Origin of the sequence: Actinomadura miaoliensis (assembly GCF_039536785.1) — a bacterium.
Classification (GTDB): domain Bacteria; phylum Actinomycetota; class Actinomycetes; order Streptosporangiales; family Streptosporangiaceae; genus Spirillospora; species Spirillospora miaoliensis.
On the sequence record NZ_BAAAZG010000033.1, the window covers coordinates 1 to 25,019 of the forward strand.

Consider the following 25,019-nt stretch of genomic DNA (forward strand, 5'->3'; position numbering starts at 1 on the left):
CGCTGGCCGAGCGCATCGACGACCTGTTCCGGCGCGCCCGGCTGCCGCGCGGCGCCGGCGGGGCGGAGGGCGCGGACGGCGCGGCGACGTTCGGGCTCACACCGCGCGAGCTGGAGGTGCTGCGGCTGGTCGCGCAGGGCCGCAGCAACCGCGAGATCGCCGAGGCGCTGTTCATCTCGGCCAAGACCGCCAGCGTGCACGTGTCCAACATCCTGGGCAAGCTGGACGTCGCCAGCCGGGGCGAGGCCGCGGCCACCGCGCACCGGCTCGGACTGTTCGCCGCTCCCCCGCCCACCGGCGACGGGGCTTCCGGCAACGGTGCGGTGCACAACGGAACCGGCGGCACGGGCGGCTCGGGAGGCGAGGCCGGACGGCCCGCCTACGCCACCCGCCGCGTGTAGCCCCGGGCCCGGCCGCACCGCGCCCGGCCCCGGGAAGCCGGTGGCGGGGGCCTCCCCTCCCGGACCCCCGCCACCGGTTCGTCGGACCACACGGGAACTTCGGTGGCTGGCCTTCGCGCCACGGTCCGTGGAAGCACGCGGCGCTCCTCCGCTCGGAGAGGCGGTCCGTGACCCGTCTGGCCGTCACCCAGTCTGGACGCGCGCACGCGCGGCGGCCATCGCGAAACGTGCCCATTGGCATATCTAAAACCAACGGGATTGACTCCCTGGGGGAGGCGGGCGCGTCCGCGACGGCGCGCAGGGCGTCAGCGCGGACGTGGCGTCACTCGGGCGGGCGTCAGCGGGGGACGCGCGCCACGCAGAAGACCGTCTGCCCGAACGGCGGGCGCACCACCCGCTCGATGGCGCGGGTGACCGGGATCACCGTCCGGTCGTAGATCTTGACCAGCCGCGGGTCGGGGTAGCCGGCGCCGCCGCGGCGCACCGCCAGCCACCAGGCGACGCCGCCCAGCAGGTTGATGGGCTTGAGCACCTGGGGCACCAGGCCCGCCTCGCGGACCGACCGGCCCAGCGTCTCGGGCGTGTACCGGGTGACGTGGCCGACCTTGCGGTCGAAGTCGCCGTACAGCTGCATGTAGCCGGGAACCCAGATGACGATCCGGCCGCCCGGCTCGGTCACCGCCGCCAGGTCCTTGAGGGCCTGCACGTCGTCCTTGATGTGCTCCAGGACGTTCATCATCACGACCGTGTCGACGCGCCGCCGGATCTCGATCTCGGCGGGCAGCTCCAGGTCGATGACCTCGACCCGGTCGTCGCCGTCATAGCGCTTGCGCAGCTCGCCCACGCAGTACGGGTCGTTGTCGCTCACCACGAGGTAGTCGAGGCGGCCGGCGAACTGCTCGGAGAAGTGCCCGAGGCCCGAGCCGACCTCCAGCAGCGACCGCCCGACGTGCGGGGCGACCATCTCGTACTCGTACCTGCGGTAGTTGCGCGCCTCGTCGCCGCCGAGGTGGTTCTCCAGAGCCCCCTCTCCGGCGGCGGGTTGCACGATCTCCCCGTCACCCGCGGTGGGGACGGTGCGGCCGGGCTCGCCCGAGGGGGCCGGCCCGCTGCCGAGGAGGTTGAGGAGGGTGCCGGAAATGGACTTCTTCTGACCTGGTGACTGCATACTTTCCGCTCGCTGAGTGCGTTCGTCGCTGCCTGGCGTTCGGCTTGGCGTTCGCCGGATCGGCGGTCCGCGTGTCAAGACCGGGAGCGGACCGAATCTCGGGCGCAAGGTCGCGTCAGTCTACCCATCGTGCAACACCAGGACCGCTAGACGCGTCGTTTTTCCCGTGACACGTCCCACGGCACGGCATCCGGCGAGGTCACAGGGGGTGCTCAGCGGCAGATCTGCTCCCAGCAGATCCCGCGGCGGACGGGCGCGCCCGTCAGATGCCACGAAAAATCACCGTACCGGACGGCGTAGAGATGGTCGCGGCACGCCTGCTCGATGGCGTTGGGACGGCGCGGGCAGGCGTCGCCGTAGGACTCGACGGCGGCGGCCAGCACCGCCGACCGCACGGCGTCCGGGGTCACCTCGACACCGTGCCCGGCCAGCGAGCCGCCGCCCGCCGCTTCCGTGCCGGGGTGTTCGTCCTCGGCGAGGTAACGGTCGCCGAGCACGCATTCCTCCGTCACGCGCACGGCGGCGTGGGTGAGCACCGCGCGCCGGGTGCGCAACCGCGCGGTGCGCACGGCCCCGCCGCGCAGAGCCCTCGCGGGGAGTCCGAGCCGCTTGACGGCCGTGGCCACGAGCGCGTCGAGGTCGGGCCGCGCGCCGGGCCGGGCTGCGGGCCCGTCGGCGGAGGGCAGGCGCCGCACCAGCGTGAACAGCAGGCAGCCCGGCTCGGTGTAGAGGGCGCCCCCGCCGGTGGCCCGGCGCACAACGCTCACGCCGTCACGCGCGCAGGCGGCCAGGTCGACCGCGCGGCCCAGGTTCTGGAAGCGTCCGACGACGATGCCGGGGCCGTTCTCCCAGACGCGCAGCACGGGCGCCTCGACCGCCGACCGAACGACGTCCCTCGGCGCGACGCCCTCCGCGTCACCTGCCGGCCCAGGCCCCGCCCAGCCGGGGCCGAGCGTCATCGGCGACGGGACGCCCGCGCGTGCCAGCGCCTCGTCCAGAGCGAGGTTCCATGCCGGATCCCGCGTGTCGTCCACGACAACGCTGAGCATCGGGATGGGCCTCCGCACTCGTCCCCCACCGGCACCCCACCGCACCGGCATGATCCGGCGTCACCTGCCTACCTGGCGCACGCCGCGCTCCGCAACATAGCGACAGAGCGCACAGATCGCAGTCAGGCGGTTTTCATATGGTGGCACTGGGCGACGGCCCCTGGTCGGGGGCTCACGATGGGGGACGGAGTGCGTCTGCGGACACTCACCCGATGGTGCGGTGCACGTTCTCCCTCTGGCTCGCCCCCGGCTCGGCGTGCGCGATCCACGGCCCCGGAATGGACGGATCCAGAACGCCGTCCTCCTGCCAGACGAAGTCGCCGTCCAGCACCTGCCGGGCGAGCTTGCGGTCCAGCACGTCGGTGTTGCGCCACAGCCCCCTGAACAGCTCGTCGATCCGTACGCGGGCCTGCCTGCAGAACGCGTCCGCCAGGCGCAGCGCCGACGGGCCGGGGTCGTGCCCGTTCAGGCCGAACATCGCACCGTTCGTGGCGTCGGCGTAGGCGCGGACGCACACGGCGCTCATCGCGAACAGCTCGGCGCCGATGTCGACCATCCGCCCCAGGAACCCCTGCCTGCGTTCCAGCTCGCCCTGCCAGCGGCCGGCGGCGTAGAACGTCGCCCGGGCCAGCTTGCGCGAGGTCCGTTCGACGTAGCGCAGGTGCTTGGCCAGCGGCCCGAACTGGGCGTACGACCCCGGACGCTGGCCGGGCCCCGTCACCAGGGTCGGCAGCCAGCGCGCGTAGAAGTTGCCCGCGCGCGCAGCCGCGCGGGCCTTCTGCGCGGGGGACGCCTCGGGGTCGATGATGTCCCCGGCCACCGACAGGTGCGTGTCCACCGCCTCCCGGGCGATGAGCAGGTGCATGATCTCGGTGGAGCCCTCGAAGATCCGGTTGATGCGCAGGTCGCGCGCGTACTGCTCGACCGGCACGCCGCGCTCGCCGCGGGCGGCCAGCGACTCGGCCGTCTCGTAGCCGCGGCCGCCGCGCAGCTGCATCAGCTCGTCGGCGATCCGGCAGGCCATCTCCGAGCCCCACAGCTTGGCCAGCGCCGCCTCGATCCGGATGTCGTTGCGCTCGTCGTCGGCGAGCTGGGACGACAGGTCGACCATCGCCTCCAGCGCGTAGGAGGTGGCCGAGACGAACGCCACCTTGCGCGCGATCGCCTCGTGCTCGCCGATCGCGCGGCCCCACTGCACCCGCTCGCGCGACCACTCGCGGGCGATCTTGGTGGACCACTTGCCCGCCGCCGCGCACAGCGCCGGCAGCGACAGCCGCCCGGTGTTCAGCGTGGTCAGCGCGATCTTCAGCCCGGCGCCCTCGGACCCGATCAGGTTGGCGGCCGGGACGCGCACGTCGTGGAAGCGGGTGACGCCGTTCTCGATGCCGCGCAGGCCCATGAACGCGTTGCGGTTCTCCACGGTGATGCCGGGGGAGTCCGCCTCCACCACGAACGCCGAGATGCCGCCGCGGTGGCCGTCGCCGCGCGGCACCCGCGCCATCACCACCAGCAGGTCGGCGACGACGCCGTTGGTGGTCCACAGCTTGACGCCGTTGAGCACGTACTCGTCGCCGTCGGGCACGGCGGTGGCGCTCAGCCGGGCCGGGTCCGAGCCCACGTCCGGCTCGGTGAGCAGGAACGCGCTGATCTCGTTGACGCAGCGCGGCAGCCAGGTGTCCTTCTGCTCGGCGGTGCCGAACAGCTTGACCGGCTGCGGCACCCCGATCGACTGGTGCGCCGACAGCAGCGCGCCGATGGCCGGGCTGACCGAGCCGACCAGCATCAGCGCGCGGCCGTAGTAGAGCTGGCTCAGCCCGAGCCCGCCGTACCGGCGCGGGATCTTCATTCCGAACGCGCCGAGTTCGCGCAGTCCCTTGACGACCTCGTCGGGAATGCGCGCCTCCCGTTCGATGATCAGTGGATCGACCTTGGTTTCGCAGAATTCCCGCAGCCGGGCCAGGAACTCCTCGCCCGTGCGCCGGGACTCCTCGTCCGGCCGGGGATGGGGATGCACGAGATCGAGCCGGAAATCTCCCATGAACAGCTGTTTGCCGAAACTCGGCAGCCGCCATTCGGTCTCCCGGGCCTCCTCGGCCACCCTGCGTGCGGTGCGCTCGTCGACCGCGCCCGGGGCGGTGCCCCCGGCCGGACGGGTGCTGTGACTCGGCTGGCTCATGTCGGCTCCTCCGACGCGCTCCGTCGCTACCCGCGAAGTTACTACCAGGTTGTACCCGTGAGTAGCCCCCTGTGCTGGTTTCTGGAGATGCCCCCTGTGACGCACCGGAAACACCCATAAGCACTCTGGTGAGAACGCCGGTCAAGGACGGGACTAAACCCCCGATACCGCGACATCAGATTCAGCAAAAAGTCATGCCAAGTGACAGTAAAGGTGATCCAATGAGTGCAGTGTCGTCGAACGACTTGACCCTGCGGGGCCAGAGGGGTTCGCTGTGCGTGATGGATGAGACACGGAAACCGACTCTCATCGCCTCGGTGCAGCGCGCACTGCACCTGATGGAGGCCGTGGCGTCCCATCCCAACGGGGCGCCGGCCAAGCAGCTCGCCCGCGAGGCGGGCCTCCCGCTCGCCACCACCTACCACCTGCTGCGCACGCTGGCGCACGAGGGTTACGCCACCCGGCTGTCGGACGGCGTGTGGGTGCTCGGCGACCGCATCACCGCGCTGCACGGGCAGAGCAGGACCCAGCAGCTGCTGGCCCGGATCCGGCCCACCCTGATCGCCCTGCGCGACGAGCTCGGCGCCGCGTCCTACTTCGGCATGCACGTCGACGACGAGATCCGCATCATCGACATCGCCGACGGCCCGCGCACCCCGCGCGTCGACCTGTGGGTCGGCTTCACCGAGGCCGCGCACGCCACCGCGATCGGCAAGTGCGTGCTGCGCCAGCTCGACGTGGAACGCCGCCGCGACTACCTGGCACGCCATCCGCTGGTCGACCTGACCCCGCACACCATCACCGAGCCGCGCCGCCTGCTGCGCCTGCTGGACGCCCCGTCGCCGATGTCGCTGGACCACGAGGAGTACGCCATCGGCACCGGCTGCGCCGCCGTCCCGGTCACCGACGCCAGCGGTTCGGTCGTCGGCGCGCTGGCGGTCTCGTGCCGCACCAGCAAGCTGCCCCGCATCGAGGCGTCGGTCCACCGCATGAAGGCCACCGCCGCCCGCATCCAGCGCACCCTCACCCTCACCATGTGACCGGCCACGACACACACCCCCGCCGTCCACCCACGCAAGGGCACCCGTCAGGCACGCGACCGTGGGGGGTCAGGGGTGGGGGGCGGTGCCGTGGGCGCGTAGGCGGGCCTCCAGGGCGCGGATGCGGCGCTGGTCGTCCTCGTGGCGGCGTTCCAGTTCACGGACGCGCGCCTCCAGCTCCAGGACGCGCCGGACGGCGGGCAGCGTCAGGCCCTCCTCGACCAGCTCCACGACGTACTGGACGCGGGTGATCTCGACCCGCGAGTAGCGCCGCTGCCCGCCCTCGGTGCGGCGCGGCCGGACGACCTGGTACTCGTCCAGCCGGCGCAGGAACGCCTGGCGCAGGTCGAGCATCGCGGCCACCTGGCCCACCGAGTAGAGGGGGGCGTGGTCATCGTCGATCGGCAACGTCGCCATCTCATCCGTCCGATCCTGGTCCCTGCCCGATCATGCCGGAAGGTTCCCGGTACGCGCGCCCGGCATGCGCGAAGGCGCGGCGGGGCCGTGCCCGCCGCGCCGTGCACCGATCCTCCACGCCGTGCCTCAGCGTCCCAGGATCGCCTTCTTGTCGGCGCGCTTGATCTCGACCTTGCGCGGCTTGGCCTGCTCCAGCACCGGGATCCGGACGGCCAGCACGCCGTTGTTGTAGGCGGCCTCGATGGCGTCGGCGTCCAGGTGCTCGGACAGGTAGACGCGCCGGGTGAAGGTGCCCATGACGCGCTCGCGGACGAACATCCGGTCGTCCTCGGCGAGCTCCTCCTCGCGCCGCGCGCTCACCGACAGCACGCCGCGGTCGACGGTCACCTCGATGCTGTCGGGGTCGACGCCGGGCAGGTCGAAGCGGAGCAGGACGTCGTCCTTGCGGCGGACGCCGTCCATCGGCATGGCCCCGCGCTCGCTCGCCTGGCCCCACATCTGCCGGGTGAGCCGGTCGAACTGGCGCTCGAACTCCTGCACGAACGGGTCGATCGTGGTCAGCAGCATGATCGCCACCTCCGTAACGAGTGGTCGGTACTTCGACCTTCGCCTGGAGCAAACCTCCAACTCGACTTATATATTTCCTCCCACCCGGAGATCAAACAACTTACCTGGAGGACTGAATCGTCTTACCTGCCCTCGAAGCGCGGGGCGCGTCCCTCCAGGAAGGCGGCGATGCCCTCCTTGGCGTCCGCGCCGGCCGCCAGCTCGACCAGCTCGCCGAGCAGGTGGGCCACCTGCTCCTCCAGCGGGCGCCCCTCGACGGCGAAGAAGGCGTCGCGTCCCCGGCGCAGGGCCAGCGGGCTCTTGGCGGCGATGAGACGGGCCAGCTCGTCCACCCGCGCGTCCAGGTCGGCGCGCGGCACCACCTCGGTGACCAGGCCGATGTCGCGGCCCTCGGCGGCGCTGATCCGCGCGCCGGTGTAGTACAGCTTGAACGCGTGCTTGGGCGCGACGTTCCGGTTGACGATCGCCATGATCATCATGGGCCACAGGCCCACGTTGACCTCGGGGGTGGCCAGCGTGACATCCTCGGCGGCGATCACCAGGTCGCAGGCGGCGGCCAGGCCCAGCCCGCCCGCCACCGCGTGCCCGGCCAGCCGGGCGATGATCGGCTTGCCCAGCCCGGGGAACGCGGTGAACAGCCGGTACGGGGCGCTGGCCCGGATCGCCTCGGGGTCGGCCAGCGGGCGGCCGTCGCCCTGCGCCGCGCCGAGCCCGCCCAGGTCGGCCCCGGCGCAGAAGGCGCGGTCCCCGGCCCCGGTGAGGACGATCACGCGGACCTCCTCGTCGTCCCGGGCGCGGGCGAACGCGTCGAGCAGCTCGTCCACCATCTGGTCGCTGAGCGCGTTGCGGGCCTGCGGCCGGTTGAGCGTGATCCGGGCGACGTGGTCGGCCGTCTCGTACAGGATCGTCTCGTACATGCCCCTCCTCAGGACTGCGGAAGAACCCGGGATACACGAAGGCGGGCGGAGCCCGGAAGGCTCCGCCCGCCACGCGGTCGGCCGGTGGTCGCGGTCGGCCGCGGACCAGACCCGGATGGGAACCGGACCAGGTCCGTATCAGGGCCGGATCAGACCCGCTCGATGATGGTGGCGTTGGCCTGGCCGCCGCCCTCGCACATGGTCTGCAGGCCGTACCGGCCGCCGGTGCGCTCCAGCTCGTGCAGCAGCTTGGTCATCAGGATGCCGCCGGTGGCGCCGAGCGGGTGGCCCAGCGCGATGGCGCCGCCGTTGGGGTTGGTCTTGTCCAACGACGCGCCGGTGTCGCGGGCCCACGCCATCGGGACGGGCGCGAACGCCTCGTTGACCTCGAAGACGTCGATGTCGTCGATCTTCAGCCCGGACCGCGCCAGCGCCTTCTCGGTGGCCGGGATCGGGCCGGTCAGCATGTAGACCGGGTCCGAACCGCACACCGCCAGGGTGTGGACGCGGGCGCGCGGCGTCAGGTTGTGCCGCCGGACGGCCTCCTCGGAGGCGATCAGCAGCGCCGAGGCGCCGACGGAGATCTGCGAGGCGACGGCCGCGGTCAGGTCCCAGCCGTCGCGCAGCGGCTTGAGCTCGGCCATCTTCTCCAGCGTGGTGTCGGCGCGGGCGCCCTCGTCCTTGGCCAGACCGGCGATCGGGGCGATCTCCCGGTCGAAGTAGCCCGCCTCGATGGCCCGCACGGCGCGCCGGTGGCTCTCCAGCGCGTACTCCTCCATCTCGCGGCGGCTGAAGCCCCACTTCTCGGCCATCAGCTGCGCGCCGCGGAACTGGGAGATCTCCTGCTGCCCGTACCGCTCGCCCCAGCCCTCGCCGTAGGGGAACGGCATGCCCTTCTCCAGCGCCATGGCCACCGACGAGCCCATCGGCACCATGGCCATCTGCTCGACGCCGGACGCCACGACCAGGTCCTGGGTGCCCGACAGCACGCCCTGCGCGGCGAAGTGGATCGCCTGCTGGGAGGAGCCGCACTGGCGGTCGATGGTCACGCCGGGCACGCCCTCGGGCAGGCCCGCCGACAGCCACGCGGTGCGCGCGATGTCCAGCGACTGCGGGCCGACCTGCATGACGCAGCCCATGATCACGTCTTCCACCGCGGACGGGTCGACGCCGGTGCGGTCGACGAGTTCGCGGAGCACGTGGGCTCCCAGGTCGGCGGGGTGGACGTCCTTCAGGGCGCCCTTCTTGGTGCCGACGGGGGTACGGACCGCGCCGACGATGTACGCCTCGGCCACTGCGCCTCCATGAGTGTGGGGTTCGGTTCCGTCCCGAAACCGAGCGAGATTCGGTCGTCAGTACGAGATTACAACGCCCCGGCGCCGGCGCCATATGACCGGGGTCTCCACTCTTACCGGATCCCTCACCGGATCATGACGGGGCGAGGGGGCGTTCGCCGTGGTAGACGGCCTTTCCGTCGGCCTCGTCGCCGAGCGACTCCGCGGCCAGCCGGGTCAGCAGCTCGGTCAGCTCCGGGTGGTCCTGCGGCGACCAGCCCGCCAGGTGCCGGGCCAGGCCCTCGCGGCGCGCCTCGACCAGGTGGCCGGCGGCCGCGCGCCCCTCCGGGGTGATGGTGAGCACGCCGTCCGCGCGCGCGACGTAACCGGCGTCCACGAGCCGGTCGACGCACGGCCTGCCCCACTCGGGCGGGACGCCCGCGCGCTCGGCCAGCTCCGCGCCCGTCACCGACCCGTCGCGCGCGATCCGGCACAGCGCCCACATGCTTCCGGCGGGCAGGTCCACCCCGGCCAGGCGGCCCAGCCGCGCGTAGACCTCCTGGGCCCGGCCGTCCCGGCGCATCAGCTCGCTGAGGGCGCGTTCGATCTCGTACCGGGACGAGCGGACGGTCGGCGCGGCGCCGAACCCCTCCCCGTAGTCGCGGGTCTGCGACGTGGCGCGCAGCGGCTGCTCGCGCAGGAACCACGTCAGCACGAACGCCACGGCCGCCACCGGCACCGCCCAAAGGAACACCGCGTCGATCGACTGGGCGTAGGCGTGCAGGACGCGTCCCGCCACGTCCGGCGGCAACTGCCGCAGCACGCCCGCGTTGCCCTCCACGGCGGCGGGATCGAAGCCGGGCGGCAGCGCGCGGGCCACCTCCCGCATGTCGTCCGCGAGCCGGCTGCTGAAGACCGACCCGAACACCGCCACGCCGAACGAGCCGCCGATCTGGCGGAAGAACGTCACCCCGGAGGTGGCCGCGCCCAGGTCCTCGTACGACACGGTGTTCTGCACCGCGATCACCAGGACCTGCATGACCAGGCCGATGCCGAAGCCCAGCAGGGCGAACCGCAGGCTCATCGACAGGGTGGAGCTGGTCTCGTCCATCCGCGACAGCAGGAACAGCGCGATCGCGACCAGGGGCGTGCCCACCACCGGGAAGACCTTGTAGCGGCCGGTATGGCTGATCAGCTGGCCGGAGCCGATCGAGGCGACCAGCATGCCCAGCATCATCGGCAGCAGGTGCACCCCCGACAGGGTCGGCGAGACGCCCCGCACCACCTGCAGGAAGATCGGCAGGAACGTCAGCGCGCCGAACATCGCGAAGCCCACCACGAAGCTGATCGCCGCGCCGAGGGAGAACACCGGGTCGGCGAACAGCCTGGGCGGCATCACCGGCTCGGCCGCGCGCCGCTCCACCGCCACCCACGCGACGACCAGCACCAGCGACACCACGGCCAGCGTGATGACCTGCGGGGACGACCACGCGTACCGGGTGCCGCCCCACGTCGTGACCAGCACCAGCCCCACCGACCAGCCGACGATCAGCGCGATGCCGAGGTAGTCGATGCGGTGCCGGTGCCGCTCGGCCGGGTCGCGCAGGACGGCGGCGACAGCCGCCAGCGCCAGCGCCCCGACCGGCAGGTTGACGTAGAACACCCACCGCCAGGACAGGTTGTCGACGAACCAGCCGCCCAGCAGCGGCCCGCACACGCTGGACACGCCGAACACCGCGCCGAACAACCCCTGGTAGCGGCCGCGCCGGCGGGGCGGCACCACGTCCCCGACGATCGCCACGACCAGCACCATCAGGCCGCCGCCACCCAGTCCCTGCAGCGCCCGGAACGCGATCAGCTCCGGCATGTTCCGCGCCAGCCCGCACAGCGCCGACCCCACCAGGAAGATGACGATGGAGGTCTGGAACAGCCGTTTACGGCCGTACTGGTCGCCGAGCTTCCCCCACAGCGGGGTCGACGCCGTGGAGGCCAGCAGGTACGCGGTGACCACCCAGGACAGGTGGTTCAGCCCGCCCAGGTCGCTGACGATCGTGGGCAGCGCCGTGGACACGATCGTCTGGTCGAGCGCGGCCAGCAGCATCGCCAGCATCAGCGAGCCGAGGATCACCGCCAGGTCGCGGCCCTGGGGCATGGTCGTCGTGCGCGGGGGCGTCGTCGCAGCCGTCATTCCCGGTCCCTCGTACGCGAGTACGCGACGCCCTACCCAGGAACCGTGAAGGATCACATTCCGGCGCCCCGGACCGGCGGCCGCCCGGGTCGCGGGCGGGCGGCCGAACCGGGACGCGGGACGCTAGCCGAGGAGGTCCTTGGCTGTCTTGGCGGCGCCGAGCGCGGCGCACGCCCCGGCCGCGGCGGCCGCCCCGGCGGTGGCCCACGGCGGCACGCCGCCGCGCGTCTTGAGGGCGGCGACGGTGTCGAGCGCGTCGGCCAGCAGCCCGTACCGGGCCCACGTCCGGCGGCTCGCCCGGTCGCCGAGCAGGTAGCCCGCGCCCAGGACGATCTCGCGGGCGGCGAACATGCGCACGACGAAGTCGCGGCCCGCGTCGGGGCCGCGGCCCATGCCCACCAGCCGGGTGGTCAGCCGCGGCGCGGCGAGCCCCGCGACACCGAGCGCGACCCGGCCGCGCGCCACCTGGAGAAGAAGGTCGTCCACCCGGTCACGCTTCTGGTCTTGTTTCGCATCTGCCACGTCCGTGAGGCTATCCCCGTACCGAACCCGATTCGAGCACTGGGGTAAGGGTTTCCTGACCCGTCTATCGTTCAAGGGACAGCACCCGTCCCCCCAGAACGAAGGTGACCATGGAAGGGATCCTCGCTCTCGCCGTCACCGCCCTGCTGTGCGCGTACTGCGTGCGGTGGGCGGCGGGGAAGATGCGGCTGACGGTGCCGACCCGCATGGCGGTGGTCGTCATCTTCGTGCTCGCCGTGCTCGCCCTGTACGGCCAGACCCTCCGCTAGGCCCGAACTTCCTCCCCGCCCGGTGAGTCAAAACCTGGAAGAGGCCTTTTCGACCCTCTCCCCAGCCCTCGTGCCGGAGCCCCGGAGTCCGGCGCCGCGAGGGGGTCGCCCGGCGAGCCGACCTTGAGCCGAGGGAGACAGACGTGCCGCAACCGGCGACGCCCATTCACCAACCAGGCGGCACGGTCGCCCCGCACCTGCGGCGGCTGCTGGAGTTCACCGAACCCTCGTTCGACGACGTCTGCCTGGACGTGGCGCGCGGCCCCGGGCCGATGCCGGGCGCGCTGCGGCCGTGGGTGCGCCACGTCACCGCCGTGGACGCGCAGCCGCCGGTGATCCGCGAGAAGAACGGCCGGATGCCCACGGTGACGTTCGGCACCGGCCCGGTCCGCATTCCCGGCGAGAGCGACCTCGCGAGCACCACGCTGCCCATGTCCCGGCCTCCGGCCCACTCGGACGGTCACGGCGCACCGGCGCGGGGCGGCGACCCGGACGGCCCCGTCTCCCCCATACGGGCCGTGCGGCCTGTGCCGTACGACAACACCGGCGTCCGCCGCCACGACCCCGACACGCCCACCATCCGCGCCGACGCGACCGCCCTGCCCTACCGAAGCGGGTCGTTCACGCTGGTCACCACCCGCTTCTCGCTGCTGCACCTGGGCGACCCGCAGCGGGTGCTGCGCGAGCTGCTGCGGGTGTGCCGTCCCGGCGGCAGGCTGGTCATCGCCGAACTGGTCCGTCCCAACCTGGCCGGGCCCGACCGCGACCGGCTGGAGCGGCTGCGCGACCCCGGCCACCCGGGCACCCCGTCCATCGCCGGGCTCACCGAGATGATCACCTCGGCGGGCGCCGGGGTCCGGCGGCTGGACGTGTTCACCGTGGAGCGGCCGGCGGAGCCGTGGCTGGCCGGGGCCCGCGACCCGCGCGCCGCCGACCGCATCCGCGCCGCGCTCCTGGAGGAGGTCGACGGCGGCCCCCGCACCGGCGCCAAACCCCGCGTGATCGGCGGTGAGCTGTGGTTCACCCAGAACTGGGCCCACGTCGCCGCCGAGCCGGCGTAGCGGAAGCCGATACAGCCGACCCGGCGACCCGGCGCTCCGGCCGGTGCCGTCTCAGGGAACGAGCACGGCGGCGCCGGTGAAGCGGCCGCCGGCGAGGTCGGCCAGGGCCTTGCCGGCCTCGTCCAGGCCGTAGGCGACGGTGGAGACGGCGACGCCGAGCCGGGCGGCCAGCAGCAGGAACTCCTCGCCGTCGGCGCGGGTGTTGGCGGTCACCGAACGCAGCTGCCGCTCCTGGAACAGGTGCCGCTCGTAGTTGAGCTGCGGGATGTCGGTCAGGTGGATCCCGGCGACGGCCAGCGTGCCGCCGCGGTCCAGGCGGCGCAGCGCGGCGGGCACCAGGCCGCCGGCCGGGGCGAACACGATCGCCGAATCCAGCGGCTCGGGCGGGGCGTCGAACGAGTCGCCCGTCCAGGCCGCGCCCAGCGACAGCGCCAGCGCGCGGGCGGCCGGGCTGCGGGTGAACACGTGCACGGCCGTGCCCTCGGCGACGGCGATCTGCGCGGCCAGGTGCGCCGAGCCGCCGAAGCCCCACAGGCCGAGCGTCCCGCCGGGCGGCACGGCGGCACGGCGCAGCGCCCGGTAGCCGATGATGCCCGCGCACAGCAGCGGCGCGACGCGCACGTCGTCCAGCTCGGCGGGCAGCGCGTAGGCGTAGGCGTCGACGGCCAAGGTGTACTCGGCGTAGCCGCCGTGCGCGTCCCAGCCTGTGTAGACCGACGAGGGGCACAGGTTCTCCGCGCCGCGACGGCAATAGCGGCAGGCCCCGCAGGTGCCGCGCAGCCACGCCACCCCGATCCGGTCGCCGACGCCGAACCGGCAGCCGGGCCCCGCCGCCGTCACCTCGCCGACGATCTCGTGCCCGGGGGTGACGCCGGGCAGGTGGACGGGCAGGTCCCCCTCGGCGACGTGCAGGTCCGTCCGGCACACCCCGCAGGCCCGCACCCGTACCAGCAGCTCGCCCGGACCCGGCTCGGGGACGTCCCGTTCGACCGGTTTCAGCGGGCCGGTCTCGATCGGCCCCGGCATCTCGACGCTCCACGCCCGCACGCACCCCACGGTACGCGCGCCGCGCTTTTGATCAAGCCCCGTCAGGGACGCAGGGGCAGCTCGAACCACACCGCCTTGCCGTCGGCGGTGGGCCGGGCCCCCCAGCGGGAGGCGAGCTGGTCGACCAGGTACAGGCCGCGCCCGCCCTCGTCGGTCTCGCCCGCGCTGCGGATGCGCGGCAGCCGCATGTCGGCGTCGAACACCTCGACCCAGAGCGCGTCGGCGCCGCGCCGCAGCCGCAGCCGGAACTCCTTGGTGGCCGGTTCGCGGCGGGTCAGCGGCATGTCCAGCGGCGGCCCGGGGTCGAACAGCGGCTCGGTCATCGGCTCGGCCATCGGCACCGGCGCGGACAGCGGCCCGGACGCCGTCGCCATCGCGCCGGGCAGGGACCAGTCGTCCTCGTCGACGTCGTTGAGCGCGTCGGCCAGCGCGTCGGCCGCCGAGGGGGCGCTGTTGAACCGCACCGGCGGCGGCCCGTCGAGGACGAGCTCGCGCCGCGGCCGCGGGGTCGCGGCGGCGTGCAGCACCACGTTGGTGACCACCTCGGACACCAGCAGGCACGCCAGCTCGGCCTGCTCGTCCAGCATGCCCCAGGAGGCGAACGCGTCGGCGGCCATCCGCCGCGCCTCCGACACCATGATCGGCTCGGCCGGGAAGGTGCGCTCCTCGACGGCCAGCTCCTCCGGCGAGGTGCGGATCACCACGATCGCCACGTCGTCGTCGATGTCGCCGGGCACCGCGTCGAACACCGCGCCCGCGATGGTCTCCACGTCCCGCCGCGCCACCGCGGCCACGGCCTGGCGGACCAGCTCGCGCGACTCCTCGCGGGTGTAGTACTCGCCGTCGGCGCGGGGCCGCCGGTCGATCAGCCCGTCGGTGTAGAGCACCAGCGTGGAGCCGGGCTTGAGCTCGGCGGACTCCTCGTTGAACAGGATCTCGCCGCCCACGCCCGGCGACCGCAGGCCGAGCATGCCGCCCTGGCTGTGGAAGGTCAGCTCGCTCACCTCGCCGTCGTTGATCAGCAGCGGCGGGTCGTGCCCGGCGTTGGCGAACTCCAGCACCCGCGACCAGGCGTCGTAGACGAAGTAGGTGCACGACACCAGCGGCGGGCGCACCTCGTCGTCGCCGGGCGGCGCCCAGCCGGACTTCTGCCGCTGCGGCCGGGTCATGGTGCGCACCCACTCGTCCAGCTTGCGCAGGATGTCGGCGGGCGGCTTGTCGTCCTGGGCGAAGGCGCGCAGCGCGGCGCGCAGCTGGCCCATCACGGCGGCGGCGCGGGCACCGCGGCCCTCCACGTCGCCGATGACCAGCCCGACGCGGCCCGCCGACAGCGGGATCACGTCGTACCAGTCACCGCCGACCTGGGTCTGTATGCCGTGCCCGTGCGACTCCAGCGGACGGGCCGGCTCGTACCGCCAGGCGATCTCCAGGCCGTCCAGCCGGGGCGGCCGCTCGCCGGGCAGCAGGTCCTTCTGGAAGGCCAGCGCGGTCTCGCGCTCCTCCTCGAACAGCAGCGCGTTGTCGATGGCCAGCGCGACGCGGCCGGCGATGGCGCCCATCAGGTCGCGGTCGAACGCGTCGTAGTGCGGGTCGGGCCGCCTGGTCAGGTTGGACAGCGCCACGCTCATCACGCCCAGCAGCTCGCCGCGCACCAGCAGCGGCGCGGAGATCACCGAGGTGACGCCGAGCTCGTCGCCGAGGCGCTGGCTGGCCAGGCTGGGGGCGGAGAAGCGGTGCCGGACCATGTCCTCGACCAGCACCGTGTCGCGGCGGTTCATGGCCTTTGCGGCGAAGTGCCCCGCCGGGTAGGAGACCGGCTCGCCGACCTCGGCCCAGGTGCCGGGCGGCGGGGTCCAGTCGGCGGCGTGCCGGGACACCCGCCGGTACAGCCGGTCGCCGCTGAACAGGTCGATGAAGCAGTGGTCGGCGAACTGCGGCACCAGGGTGTCGGCGACGCGGCGCAGCGTGGTCTCCAGCTCCAGCGACCCGGCCAGCCGCTCGCCCACCCGCTCCAGCAGGCCGTAGCGCTCGTGCTCGCGCTGGTTGCTGCGCAGCGCCTCCCGGGCGAAGATCACCACGCCGTCGACGGCGCCGGACGGGTGGCGCAGCGGCACGGCGTGCGCGCGGGTGTAGACGGTGGTGCCGTCGGCGCGCAGGTTGCAGAACGTGCCCTCCCAGACGCCGCCCTTGAGGACGTGCCGGGCCAGCTCGGTGGCCTGCTCGTGGTCCTCCTCGGCGATGCCGAGCGACAGCACCGAGTGGCCGATCAGGTCGTCGCCGCCGAAGCCGAACAGCTGGCGGGCGAAGTCGTTGCCGTAGATGACGTTGCTGAAGCGGTCGCAGACGATGACCGCCATCTCCATCTGGTTCAGCACCGTCTCGGGCGGCAGCTGCGCCTCGAACGGCGGTTCGTCCGGTCGCTTCATCGGGCCGTCCGCCGCCTTCCGGCCGCCGCGCGGGCCCTCGCCGGCGCCGCCGGGCGCGCGGGATCGGGCGGTGCGGCCGTTCTCGGGGTCGCCGCCCGCCGTTCTGTCGTCCGCCCTGCCGTCGTGCCCGTTCTCCTCGTGTCCGTGTGCGCCGCCGTGCCCGGCGGCGCCGTCCGCTCGGGGGCCGTCGCCGTGGTGCCCGGCCGCCGCGCCGTCCGCCCGCCCGCTCCGGCCGCCGCGGTCAGGGCGGCGGCCACCGTGCGTGGCGGCGCGGCCGCCGCACGTATCTCACTGGTATTGAACGACGAACCCGCCCCCGGGATACGCCCGAACGCCGTGACGGTGTGGAGATCTTCGGTATAGACGCGCGGCGACGGCGAAAACGACCCGGGCGTGCCGTGCGGCGCGTTCGGCGATGGAGACGGCGATGGGGGCGGCACCGTACCGGGTTCAGCGGCCGCTGACGAACACGTGTTCGGCGATGGACCGCGGCAGCTCGCTGGCGTTACTGTCGGCCTCGTCGTCACACGTCACCCGCACCCCGTCGTCGGTCGCCCGAAGAGTCACCTCTCGCCCCGGTTGTATCCCGATTTGCTTGAGTTTAAGCATCAGCTCGCTGTCGCTCTGCACCTGCTCGCTGATGCGGCGTACGACGGCCGGGGCGCCGTCCGGGCTCGCCGCGTCGGTCATCGACGACAGCGGGGCGCTGTCCCTGTCGTCGCCGTGCCCGCCGAGCTCGTCCAGGCCGGGGATGGGGTTGCCGTGCGGACAGTGGGTGGGATTGCCGAGCAGGGCGACCAGGCGCCGCTCGACCTCCTCCGACATCACGTGCTCCCAGCGGCACGCCTCGATGTGGACGTCCTCCCAGGGCAGGCCGATCACGTTGACCAGCAGACACTCGGCGAGACGGTGCTTGCGCATCACCCGGGTGGCCAGGTTGCGGCCGGTCTCGGTCAGTTCGAGGTGCCGGTCCCCCTCGACCCTCAGCAGCCCGTCGCGCTCCATGCGCGCCACCGTCTGACTCACCGTCGGACCGCTCTGCGAGAGCCGCTCGGCGATGCGCGCGCGAAGAGGAATGATCCCTTCCTCTTCGAGCTCCAGAACCGTACGGAGGTACATCTCCGTGGTATCGATCAGGCCGTGTGAGGTCACAGCTCCCTCCAGACTTGTGGACTCGAGTCTACGCGTTCCGCACCTCCCGCGACGGTGCCTGCGCATATCCCCGTGGGGGCGGGTACGGAGGAACGCACGATGAGCGCGAATTCTTCCCATGACGCCGCCCCCTTCCTGCCGGACGACCCCAGGTCACGGGCGGATCTGGGGGCGCTGCGCGAGGCCGCCGCGGGGTGCCGCGGCTGCCCCCTGTACGAGAACGCCACCCAGACGGTCTTCGGCGAGGGCGCCGCGCACGGCCGCGTGGTGCTCGTCGGCGAGCAGCCCGGCGACCAGGAGGACCGCCAGGGCAGGCCGTTCGTCGGCCCGGCCGGGCGGATGCTGGACCGGGCCCTTGAGGAGGCGGGCATCGAACGCGGCGACGTGTACGTCACCAACGCCGTCAAGCACTTCAAGTTCAAGCGGATGGCGGGCGGCAAGCGCCGCATCCACGAGTCGCCGAACGTGAGCGAGATGCGGGCGTGCCGCCCGTGGCTGGTGGCCGAGCTGCGCGTCCTGGAGCCGGACGTGGTGGTGGCGCTGGGCGCGACGGCCGGCAAGGCGCTGCTGGGGTCGACGTTCCGGGTGACCAAGCGGCGCGGCGAGCTGATCCCCATGCCGGACCCGGACGTGCTCGGCACCCCGGCGGCGGCGCGCGCGGCCGAGGCCGCCGAGCGGGCCGGCGACGGGGACGCGGGGTGGAACGGGACGCGGCTGCTCGCCACGATCCACCCGTCGGCGGTGCTGCGCGCCGAGGACCGGGAGGCGATGTACGCCGGTCTCGTCGAGGACCTCAAGGTCGTGGCGATGGCCCTCGGGTAGCCGCCCCGGCTAGGGCTCGCGGTCGGTGGCGGGTTCCTTCGGCTCGGGCACGTCGTCCGTGAGCGCGGGCGCGGCGGTACGGGTGTCGTAGCGCAGCAGGGCGGGGACGCACAGGCCCACCACGACCACCAGGACCGCGCACGCGAGCCCGCCGCCCACCCAGGAGACCGTGGCCCCCGCGAAGGCGGCGGTCGCTCCGGCGCGCAGGTCGCCGAGACGGGGGCCGCCCGCGACGACCACGGTGAAGACCCCCTGGAGACGGCCGCGCATCTCGTCCGGCGCGTACGTCTGGAGCATCGTCTGCCGGAACACCGCCGACACCAGGTCGGCCGCCCCGCCCACGGCCAGCAGCACCACGGCCAGCCACAACTGGTGGGCGAGCCCGGCGACGGCGACCGCCAGGCCCCACACGACGATGGCCCCGACGAGGGCCACGCCCTGCCGGTGCACCCGTCCGATCCAGCCCGACATCAGGCCGCCGATGAACGCGCCGATGGCGATCGAGGCGAACAGCCAGCCGACCGCGTCCTCCCCGCCGAAACGGGTCTCGGCCAGTTCGGGGAACAGCGCGCGCGGCATGGCCACGCCCATGGCGATGATGTCGACGACGAACGACATCAGCAGGACGGGCTGTGTGGCCAGGTAGCGCAGCCCTTCGAAGACCGAGCGCAGACCGGGTGTGCCCGTCACCTCTCCCAGCGGCGGGATGGCGGGCAGGCGCAGCGCCGCGTACAGGCCCACGGTGAACAGCACGGCGTCCATCGCGTAGGCGGCCGCGTAGTGCCAGCGGGCCAGGATCACCCCGGCCACCAGGGGCCCGGCCAGCATGCCGATCTGGCTGGCGGTGAAGCTCAGGGTGTTGGCGGCCGGGACGAGGGAGCGGTCCAGCAGCCGGGGGATGATCGCGTTGCGGGTCGGCGACGCGACCGCGAAGCCCATCGCCTGGACGGCCACCACCGCCATGATCAGCCACAGGTCGTCCATGCCGAGCAGGGCCTGGGCGAACAGCAGCAGCGTCGCGACCCACATCACGCAGGACGAGCCGAACAGCAGCCGGCGCCGGTCCACGTGGTCGGCGACCGCCCCGCCCCACAGCCCGAACACGATCAGCGGGACGAGGTTGACCACGCCCAGCACGCCCACCCAGAACGACGACCGCGTCACGTCGTACACCTGGACGGGCACGGCCACGGCGGTGACCTGGAAGCCGACGAACGACACCGCCTGCCCCAGCCACAGCCGCCGGTAGGCGGGATGCGCGAGGGGACGGGTGTCGATCGCGACGGCGCGCATCCACCCGCCGCGGCCCGCGCGCCGCGCCTTCCGCGGCGCGCGTCCCGCCTGCTGCGCTGACTGCCGCGCCGCGTGCTGTGCCGTCTGCTCGCGTGCCTGCGGGTGCGGATCGGGGTCCTGGGGATCAGGAGGTTCGGAGGCGTTCTGCACGGTCTCTACTCGGTCGGATAGTTAGCCGGGTTAATTACCGGGTGCCAGCCTACGAACCGCCGAGCCCTGTCCGCCAATCCGGCGCCCGCCGCAGGGACGGGGCTACGGGGACAGGCGTTCCAGCTCCCAGGCCGTGGCGTCCGGGGCCGGGCGCCGGTAGCGGAGCCGGTCGTGCAGCCGGTTGGGCCGCCCCTGCCAGAACTCGATCGCCAGGGGCACCACGCGAAACCCGCCCCAGAAGTCCGGCAGCGGGACCGCCTCGGCCTCGGCCCGGTCGCGTTCCGACCGCGCGGTCCGTTCGTCGCGGGCGGCGGGCGCCCCCGCGGCCGCGGCGGCCGGATCCGGCCAGCGGGCGGACAGCTCGGCGTACCGGGCCTCCAGCTCGTCCCGCCCCGTGATCACCGAGGACTGCCGCTCGCTCGTCCACGCCCCGACGCGCGAGCCATACGGGCGGGTCTGGAAGTAGCCGGCGGTCTCCTCCCGCGACAGTTCCGCCACCGGGCCCGACACGATCACCTGCCGGTGCAGCGGATGCCACGGGAACACCAGCGTCGCGCGGGGGTTGGCGGCCAGGTCGCGCCCCTTGCGCGAGGTCAGGTTGGTGAAGAAGCGGAAGCCCGCCGGGCCGTAGCCCTTGAGCAGCACGGTGCGGGCGCTGGGCTCGCCGTCGGCCGAGGCGGTGGCCAGCACCATGGCGTTCGGCTCGGGCAGCCCGGCCTCCACCACGTCGGCCAGCCACCTCGCGAACAGCTCCAGCGGGTCGGCGGGCACCGCCTCCTCCCTCAACTCCCCCGCGTCGTAGGCGGCGCGCAGCCGCGACAGGTCGATCTCCGGTGCGCGCGGAACCCCCGCGGAATCGGCGCTTTGCGCGCCACTTGCCTCTGGTATCCGGCCGTCCACAGCGTCTGAGCCTCTCACCAGGGCATTGTGCATCTCACAGGGGCCTGGGTACTCAGCAGTAAAAGAGACACGGTTCAATGGCACGGCACCGCCTTATCACTATGGGGACGAAAGGCAGGACGACATGTCCGACTTCAAACCCGGGCTTGAAGGGGTCGTAGCCTTCGAGACCGAGATCGCGGAACCGGACAAGGAGGGCGGCGCCCTCCGCTATCGAGGCGTCGACATCGAGGAGCTCGTCGGCCGCGTCTCCTTCGGCGACGCCTGGGGCCTGCTCGTCGACAACAGCTTCGACCCCGGCCTCACCCCCGCCGAGCCGCACGTCCTGCCGGTCCGCTCCGGTGACGTGCGCGTCGACGTCCAGAGCGCGCTGCCCATGCTGGCCCCGGCGTACGGCATGCGCCCCCTGCTGGACATCACCGACGAGGAGGCCCGCGCCGACCTGGCGCGCGTGTCGGTGACCGCCCTGTCGTTCGTGGCCCAGTCGGCCCGCGGCGTGGGCACCCCGATGGTCCCGCAGAGCCGCGTCGACGAGGGCGCGACCATCACCGAACGGTTCATGATCCGCTGGCGCGGTGAGCCCGACCCCCGGCACGTCCGGGCCATCGACGCCTACTGGGTCTCGGCCGCCGAGCACGGCATGAACGCCTCCACCTTCACCGCCCGCGTCATCGCCTCCACCGGCGCCGACGTCGCGGCCAGCATCTCCGGCGCGATCGGCGCCATGTCCGGCCCGCTGCACGGCGGGGCCCCCGCCCGCGTGCTGCCCATGATCGAGAGGGTCGAGCAGGTCGGCGACGCCCGCAAGGTCGTCACCGGCATCCTGGACTCCGGCGAGCGGCTGATGGGCTTCGGCCACCGCGTCTACCGCGCCGAGGACCCCCGCGCCCGCGTGCTGCGCCGCACCGCCAAGGAGCTGAACGCCCCCCGCTACGAGGCCGCCAAGGCCCTGGAGGACGCCGCGCTGGCCGAGCTGCGCGAGCGCCGCCCCGACCGCGCCATCGAGACCAACGTGGAGTTCTGGGCCGCGGTCATCCTGGACTTCGCCGAGGTCCCCACCGCGATGATGCCCGCCATGTTCACCTGTGGCCGCACCGCCGGGTGGGCCGCCCACATCCTGGAGCAGAAGCGCACCGGCCGCCTGGTCCGGCCGAGCGCCCGTTACGTCGGTCCCGGCAGCCGGTCCATCAACGACGTGCCGGGCGCAGCGGAGGTCCTCAAGCGCACCGCCGGCTGACCCGGCTCGCCCCACCGCCCCCGCAAGAGCGCATGAGGCCCCCGGCAGAGTCGCCGGGGGCTTCCTCATGTCCGGGGCGCTCGCGTCCGGGACGCATGTCCGGGGCGCTCACGTCCGGCGCGGTCCGTCCGGGTTTGCCATGATGGGCCGGTGACCGACCACGACCCGCTGGACGACGAGCCGCTGGACGGCGACATCGGCCCCGCGGCGGGCGCGGCACCGTCCCCGGACGCCCACCACGAGCGGGTCCGCGCGGAGGCCGCGCGTCAGGCCGAGGAGCTGCGGCGGTACGAGCGGGAGCGGGAGCTGCGGCGCCGCCGCACCAACGCCCTCGCGGGACGCGTCACCGCCGTGCTCGTCGCGCTGCTGCTGGCGTTCCTGGCCTACGACTCGGTCACCACGGCGCTGGAGGCCCGGGAACGGAACGACCCGTGGATCTACCCGCCCGCCGTGATCGCCGCGCTGTGCCTGGCCGGGCTGGCCGCCCTGGCCGTCTGGGCGGTCCGCCGCTCCAGGTGACACCCCGCTGACCGGCGCGTCTCGCCATGTGAACCCCGTCCCTGCTCCGCCGCGCAGGTCAAGTAGCCTTCTTCGGGTGACCGAGAGCGCTGACAAAGCCATAGTCATTCCCGAAGACCTCAAGCCCGCCGACGGGCGGTTCGGGTGCGGCCCGTCCAAGGTGCGGCCCGAGCAGCTGGCCGCCCTGGCCGAGTCCGGGGCGCGGTACATGGGCACCTCGCACCGGCAGAAGCCGGTCAAGTCGCTGGTCGGCCGGGTGCGCAGCGGCCTGGCCGAGCTGTTCTCGCTGCCCGAGGGGCACCAGGTGGTGCTCGGCAACGGCGGCACCACCGCGTTCTGGGACGCCGCCGCGTTCGGTCTGGTGCGCGAGAAGTCGCAGCACCTGTCGTTCGGCGAGTTCTCCAGCAAGTTCGCCAAGGTCACGACGAAGGCGCCGTGGCTGGCCGAGCCGTCGGTGATCTCCAGCGAGCCGGGGACGCACCCGCGGGCCGCCGCCGAGGAGGGCGTGGACGTCTACGCCCTGACCCACAACGAGACCTCCACCGGCGTGGCCATGCCGATCGAGCGGCCCGCCGGGACCACCGCCGACGAGGCGCTGGTGCTGGTGGACGCCACGTCCGGCGCCGGGGGCCTGCCCGTCGACGTCACCGAGACCGACGTGTACTACTTCGCGCCGCAGAAGTGCTTCGCGGCCGACGGCGGCCTGTGGGTGGCGCTGATGTCCCCGGCCGCGCTGGCGCGGGTCGAGGAGATCGCGGGCTCCGGCCGGTACGTGCCGGAGTTCCTCAGCCTGCCCACGGCGGTGGACAACTCCGCCAAGGACCAGACCTACAACACCCCGGCCGTGGCGACGCTGCTGCTGTTCGCCGAGCAGATCGAGTGGATGAACGAGCAGGGCGGGCTGGCCTGGACCACCGCCCGCACCGCCGACTCGTCCCAGCGCCTGTACACGTGGGCGGAGAAGACGTCCTACACCACGCCGTTCGTGGCCGACCCGGCGCAGCGGTCGCAGGTCGTCGGGACGATCGACTTCGTGGACTCGGTGGACGCGGCGGCGGTCGCCAAGACGCTGCGGGCCAACGGCATCGTCGACACCGAGCCGTACCGCAAGCTGGGCCGCAACCAGCTGCGCATCGGGATGTTCCCGGCGATCGACCCGGCCGACGTGGAGGCCCTGACGGCCTGCATCGACTACGTGGTCGAGCGCCTCTAGCACCGCCGGCGGGGTTCGCCGCGCCGCCGGTCAGGCGGTGGCGGCGAACTCGCCGGTGCCCCGGGCGGTCGGCGTGAACCCGGCGCTGCCGAGCACGTGCGGCCGCCCGTCCGGCGCCCCCAGGCCCGCCCGCAGGTAGGTGCCCTCGCGGAGCATGACGGCGGTGGCGAATCGCACGCGGGTGTGCCGTTGCACCGTCCGCAGCCAGCACGGCTCGGACGCCCAGTAGAGGTTCTGCTCGGTGTCGACGGCGACGGTGAGCGGGCTGCGGGCGGCGCGGGCCAGGTGGACGCGGTCGGGCCGGGCCCGGTCGACCCACGCCAGCGCGGCCCGTCCGGGCAGCGCGGCGCCCAGCGTCTCGGCGGTCGCGGCGGCGTCCCGGCGGCCCGCCAGCAGCCGGAAGATCCGCTCGGCCGCGACGTCGCCGTCGTGCGTGCCGACGAGTCCGGCGCCGGCTCCCGCGCCTGCTCCCGGGACGACCAGCGGACCGGCGTCCGGCCGCCCGTCCGGCGACTCCGGCGCGGCCCGGCCGGTGTGCCCGACGACGAGCGGCGCCACGTCCAGCAGCGGGAGCAGCTCGGGCCGCCAGACCCGCGAGAAGGCGGCGCGGCCGGTGACCACGCGGCAGCCGTCGTAGGACAGGTCGCAGCCGCGGGCGTCGCGCGTGCCGGCGGGCGCGGCCGCCGACGTGACCGCGCGGCCGGTGAACAGCGCGATCCCGGCGGTGTCGCGGCCGCGCTCCTCGGCCAGCGTGCCCAGGATCACCAGGGCGTCCGACACCGCGCCCGGATCCCCGGCGCCGGGCGAGCGCAGCACCCCGAACAGTCCGTACATGACCCTTGAGACGCCGATCACCGCGGGACGGTTCGAGCGGGCGGCCCGGCCGAATAAGCTCGAACCCGTGAACCGTGCGCCCCGCTGGCTCCTCCCCACCGTGCTGACCGCGCTCGTCCTGGCCGTGGTCGTCGGCGCCGTGCTCGGCTGAGTCCGGCCGCGACCGGCCGCCGCGCGAGGTCGGCCGGGCGGCGGACGAGGGTCGGTTGTCGGGGCGGGTCGTGTGATCGATCGGGTGCGGAACGGGGGAAGATCGGATCATGTCGTCGGCGCGCCCGTGCCGAGCCGCCCCCAGGCCCCCCGTGCGCGCCGTCGTCCGGCTCGGCGCGGCCTGCGGCGCGGTGTCGGTGGCCGGCGCCGTGGCGGCGGCGCCCGCG

General features: G+C 73.5%; 24 protein-coding genes. 9 read left to right on the forward strand and 15 right to left on the reverse strand.

What is annotated here, in order from left to right; genetic code table 11:
• Nucleotides 1–401: response regulator transcription factor (locus ABD811_RS22820; protein ID WP_344951196.1), on the forward strand; the 401-nt coding region annotated here is incomplete at its 5' end.
• A gap of 337 nt (nt 402–738) precedes the next feature.
• On the opposite strand, the gene ABD811_RS22825 is transcribed toward ABD811_RS22820, so the two are convergent.
• The 3 genes from ABD811_RS22825 to ABD811_RS22835 form a co-directional block, all read right to left on the reverse strand.
• Nucleotides 739–1,569 carry a class I SAM-dependent methyltransferase gene (locus tag ABD811_RS22825; protein WP_344951199.1) on the reverse strand — a complete coding sequence of 277 codons (831 nt, stop codon included), beginning with the start codon at nt 1,567–1,569 and terminating at the stop codon, nt 739–741.
• A gap of 212 nt (nt 1,570–1,781) precedes the next feature.
• Nucleotides 1,782–2,618 carry a lipoate--protein ligase family protein gene (locus ABD811_RS22830; protein ID WP_344951202.1) on the reverse strand — a complete coding sequence of 279 codons (837 nt, stop codon included), beginning with the start codon at nt 2,616–2,618 and terminating at the stop codon, nt 1,782–1,784.
• 205 nt (nt 2,619–2,823) lie between these two features.
• Nucleotides 2,824–4,794 (reverse strand): acyl-CoA dehydrogenase family protein, encoded by a 1,971-nt coding sequence (locus ABD811_RS22835; RefSeq protein WP_344951204.1) that lies wholly within the window; start codon nt 4,792–4,794, stop codon nt 2,824–2,826.
• A 281-nt stretch (nt 4,795–5,075) separates the two neighbouring features.
• Here ABD811_RS22835 and ABD811_RS22840 point away from each other — a divergent pair, with 281 nt between their 5' ends.
• Nucleotides 5,076–5,834 (forward strand): IclR family transcriptional regulator, encoded by a 759-nt coding sequence (locus ABD811_RS22840; protein ID WP_344951207.1) that lies wholly within the window; start codon nt 5,076–5,078, stop codon nt 5,832–5,834.
• 69 nt (nt 5,835–5,903) lie between these two features.
• Here the strand turns inward: ABD811_RS22840 and ABD811_RS22845 are convergent, their stop codons facing one another.
• The 6 genes from ABD811_RS22845 to ABD811_RS22870 all read right to left on the reverse strand — a co-directional run bounded on the left by ABD811_RS22845 (nt 5,904) and on the right by ABD811_RS22870 (nt 11,719).
• Nucleotides 5,904–6,251 (reverse strand): MerR family transcriptional regulator, encoded by a 348-nt coding sequence (locus ABD811_RS22845; protein WP_344951210.1) that lies wholly within the window; start codon nt 6,249–6,251, stop codon nt 5,904–5,906.
• Nucleotides 6,252–6,377: 126 nt separating this feature from the next.
• Nucleotides 6,378–6,818 (reverse strand): Hsp20/alpha crystallin family protein, encoded by a 441-nt coding sequence (locus ABD811_RS22850; protein ID WP_344951213.1) that lies wholly within the window; start codon nt 6,816–6,818, stop codon nt 6,378–6,380.
• Nucleotides 6,819–6,940: 122 nt separating this feature from the next.
• On the reverse strand, nt 6,941–7,735 hold the full coding sequence (locus ABD811_RS22855; protein WP_344951216.1) for an enoyl-CoA hydratase/isomerase family protein: 795 nt from the start codon (nt 7,733–7,735) through the stop codon (nt 6,941–6,943).
• Nucleotides 7,736–7,884: 149 nt separating this feature from the next.
• The gene (locus tag ABD811_RS22860) at nt 7,885–9,030 is read right to left on the reverse strand and encodes an acetyl-CoA C-acetyltransferase (RefSeq protein ID WP_344951218.1); all 1,146 of its coding nucleotides are present in this window, start codon (nt 9,028–9,030) and stop codon (nt 7,885–7,887) included.
• A gap of 133 nt (nt 9,031–9,163) precedes the next feature.
• Nucleotides 9,164–11,197 (reverse strand): MFS transporter, encoded by a 2,034-nt coding sequence (locus ABD811_RS22865; protein WP_344951221.1) that lies wholly within the window; start codon nt 11,195–11,197, stop codon nt 9,164–9,166.
• 123 nt (nt 11,198–11,320) lie between these two features.
• Complete coding sequence (locus ABD811_RS22870; protein WP_344951224.1) at nt 11,321–11,719, reverse strand: hypothetical protein; 399 nt, start codon at nt 11,717–11,719, stop codon at nt 11,321–11,323.
• A gap of 110 nt (nt 11,720–11,829) precedes the next feature.
• On the opposite strand from ABD811_RS22870, the gene ABD811_RS22875 reads away from it, so the two are divergent.
• Together ABD811_RS22875 and ABD811_RS22880 are read left to right on the forward strand one after the other, a co-directional pair.
• A complete protein-coding gene (locus ABD811_RS22875; RefSeq protein ID WP_344951227.1) occupies nt 11,830–11,988 on the forward strand; it encodes a hypothetical protein in 159 nt (52 codons plus the stop codon).
• A 143-nt stretch (nt 11,989–12,131) separates the two neighbouring features.
• On the forward strand, nt 12,132–13,049 hold the full coding sequence (locus ABD811_RS22880) for a class I SAM-dependent methyltransferase (RefSeq protein ID WP_344951230.1): 918 nt from the start codon (nt 12,132–12,134) through the stop codon (nt 13,047–13,049).
• Nucleotides 13,050–13,100: 51 nt separating this feature from the next.
• On the opposite strand, the gene ABD811_RS22885 is transcribed toward ABD811_RS22880, so the two are convergent.
• The 3 genes from ABD811_RS22885 to ABD811_RS22895 form a co-directional block, all read right to left on the reverse strand.
• Complete coding sequence (locus tag ABD811_RS22885; RefSeq protein ID WP_344951232.1) at nt 13,101–14,096, reverse strand: zinc-binding alcohol dehydrogenase family protein; 996 nt, start codon at nt 14,094–14,096, stop codon at nt 13,101–13,103.
• A 41-nt stretch (nt 14,097–14,137) separates the two neighbouring features.
• Nucleotides 14,138–16,522: an ATP-binding SpoIIE family protein phosphatase gene (locus ABD811_RS22890; protein WP_344951235.1), complete on the reverse strand. Its 2,385-nt coding sequence runs from the start codon at nt 16,520–16,522 to the stop codon at nt 14,138–14,140.
• Nucleotides 16,523–16,972: 450 nt separating this feature from the next.
• Nucleotides 16,973–17,674, reverse strand: a complete 702-nt coding sequence (locus tag ABD811_RS22895) for an iron-dependent transcriptional repressor DtxR (RefSeq protein WP_344951238.1) — start codon at nt 17,672–17,674, stop codon at nt 16,973–16,975.
• Between the two features lie 99 nt (nt 17,675–17,773).
• On the opposite strand from ABD811_RS22895, the gene ABD811_RS22900 reads away from it, so the two are divergent.
• Nucleotides 17,774–18,496 carry a UdgX family uracil-DNA binding protein gene (locus tag ABD811_RS22900; RefSeq protein WP_344951241.1) on the forward strand — a complete coding sequence of 241 codons (723 nt, stop codon included), beginning with the start codon at nt 17,774–17,776 and terminating at the stop codon, nt 18,494–18,496.
• A gap of 9 nt (nt 18,497–18,505) precedes the next feature.
• On the opposite strand, the gene ABD811_RS22905 is transcribed toward ABD811_RS22900, so the two are convergent.
• Together ABD811_RS22905 and ABD811_RS22910 are read right to left on the reverse strand one after the other, a co-directional pair.
• A complete protein-coding gene (locus ABD811_RS22905; RefSeq protein WP_344951244.1) occupies nt 18,506–19,939 on the reverse strand; it encodes an MFS transporter in 1,434 nt (477 codons plus the stop codon).
• 102 nt (nt 19,940–20,041) lie between these two features.
• On the reverse strand, nt 20,042–20,767 hold the full coding sequence (locus tag ABD811_RS22910) for a pyridoxal 5'-phosphate synthase (protein ID WP_425549448.1): 726 nt from the start codon (nt 20,765–20,767) through the stop codon (nt 20,042–20,044).
• 196 nt (nt 20,768–20,963) lie between these two features.
• Between ABD811_RS22910 and ABD811_RS22915 the strand changes: the two genes are divergently transcribed.
• From ABD811_RS22915 to serC, 3 genes are all read left to right on the forward strand, one after another.
• A complete protein-coding gene (locus tag ABD811_RS22915) occupies nt 20,964–22,076 on the forward strand; it encodes a citrate synthase 2 (RefSeq protein WP_344951250.1) in 1,113 nt (370 codons plus the stop codon).
• A gap of 150 nt (nt 22,077–22,226) precedes the next feature.
• Nucleotides 22,227–22,595, forward strand: a complete 369-nt coding sequence (locus tag ABD811_RS22920; RefSeq protein WP_344951253.1) for a hypothetical protein — start codon at nt 22,227–22,229, stop codon at nt 22,593–22,595.
• 76 nt (nt 22,596–22,671) lie between these two features.
• Nucleotides 22,672–23,808 (forward strand): phosphoserine transaminase, encoded by a 1,137-nt coding sequence (gene serC / locus ABD811_RS22925; RefSeq protein ID WP_344951256.1) that lies wholly within the window; start codon nt 22,672–22,674, stop codon nt 23,806–23,808.
• 30 nt (nt 23,809–23,838) lie between these two features.
• Here serC and ABD811_RS22930 read toward each other — a convergent pair whose 3' ends face one another.
• Entirely contained in the window at nt 23,839–24,642 is an 804-nt protein-coding gene (locus ABD811_RS22930; protein WP_344951259.1) for a hypothetical protein, read from the reverse strand.
• Between ABD811_RS22930 and ABD811_RS22935 the strand changes: the two genes are divergently transcribed.
• Nucleotides 24,641–24,793, forward strand: coding sequence for a hypothetical protein (locus ABD811_RS22935; RefSeq protein WP_344951262.1), 153 nt, complete (start codon nt 24,641–24,643; stop codon nt 24,791–24,793). The two genes, ABD811_RS22930 and ABD811_RS22935, sit on opposite strands and share 2 nt — an antisense overlap.
• Nucleotides 24,794–25,019: the final 226 nt, after the last annotated feature.

Coding starts and splice junctions, on each gene's coding strand:
- ABD811_RS22850 (WP_344951213.1), bottom strand. CDS start 6,818: ATGCTGCTGACCACGATCGACCCGTTCGTGCAGGAGTTCGAGCGCCAG.
- ABD811_RS22830 (WP_344951202.1), bottom strand. CDS start 2,618: ATGCTCAGCGTTGTCGTGGACGACACGCGGGATCCGGCATGGAACCTC.
- ABD811_RS22915 (WP_344951250.1), top strand. CDS start 20,964: ATGTCCGACTTCAAACCCGGGCTTGAAGGGGTCGTAGCCTTCGAGACC.
- ABD811_RS22835 (WP_344951204.1), bottom strand. CDS start 4,794: ATGAGCCAGCCGAGTCACAGCACCCGTCCGGCCGGGGGCACCGCCCCG.
- ABD811_RS22875 (WP_344951227.1), top strand. CDS start 11,830: ATGGAAGGGATCCTCGCTCTCGCCGTCACCGCCCTGCTGTGCGCGTAC.
- ABD811_RS22825 (WP_344951199.1), bottom strand. CDS start 1,569: ATGCAGTCACCAGGTCAGAAGAAGTCCATTTCCGGCACCCTCCTCAAC.
- ABD811_RS22890 (WP_344951235.1), bottom strand. CDS start 16,522: ATGAAGCGACCGGACGAACCGCCGTTCGAGGCGCAGCTGCCGCCCGAG.
- ABD811_RS22840 (WP_344951207.1), top strand. CDS start 5,076: ATGGATGAGACACGGAAACCGACTCTCATCGCCTCGGTGCAGCGCGCA.
- ABD811_RS22930 (WP_344951259.1), bottom strand. CDS start 24,642: ATGTACGGACTGTTCGGGGTGCTGCGCTCGCCCGGCGCCGGGGATCCG.
- ABD811_RS22900 (WP_344951241.1), top strand. CDS start 17,774: ATGAGCGCGAATTCTTCCCATGACGCCGCCCCCTTCCTGCCGGACGAC.
- ABD811_RS22865 (WP_344951221.1), bottom strand. CDS start 11,197: ATGACGGCTGCGACGACGCCCCCGCGCACGACGACCATGCCCCAGGGC.
- ABD811_RS22845 (WP_344951210.1), bottom strand. CDS start 6,251: ATGGCGACGTTGCCGATCGACGATGACCACGCCCCCCTCTACTCGGTG.
- ABD811_RS22935 (WP_344951262.1), top strand. CDS start 24,641: ATGACCCTTGAGACGCCGATCACCGCGGGACGGTTCGAGCGGGCGGCC.
- ABD811_RS22855 (WP_344951216.1), bottom strand. CDS start 7,735: ATGTACGAGACGATCCTGTACGAGACGGCCGACCACGTCGCCCGGATC.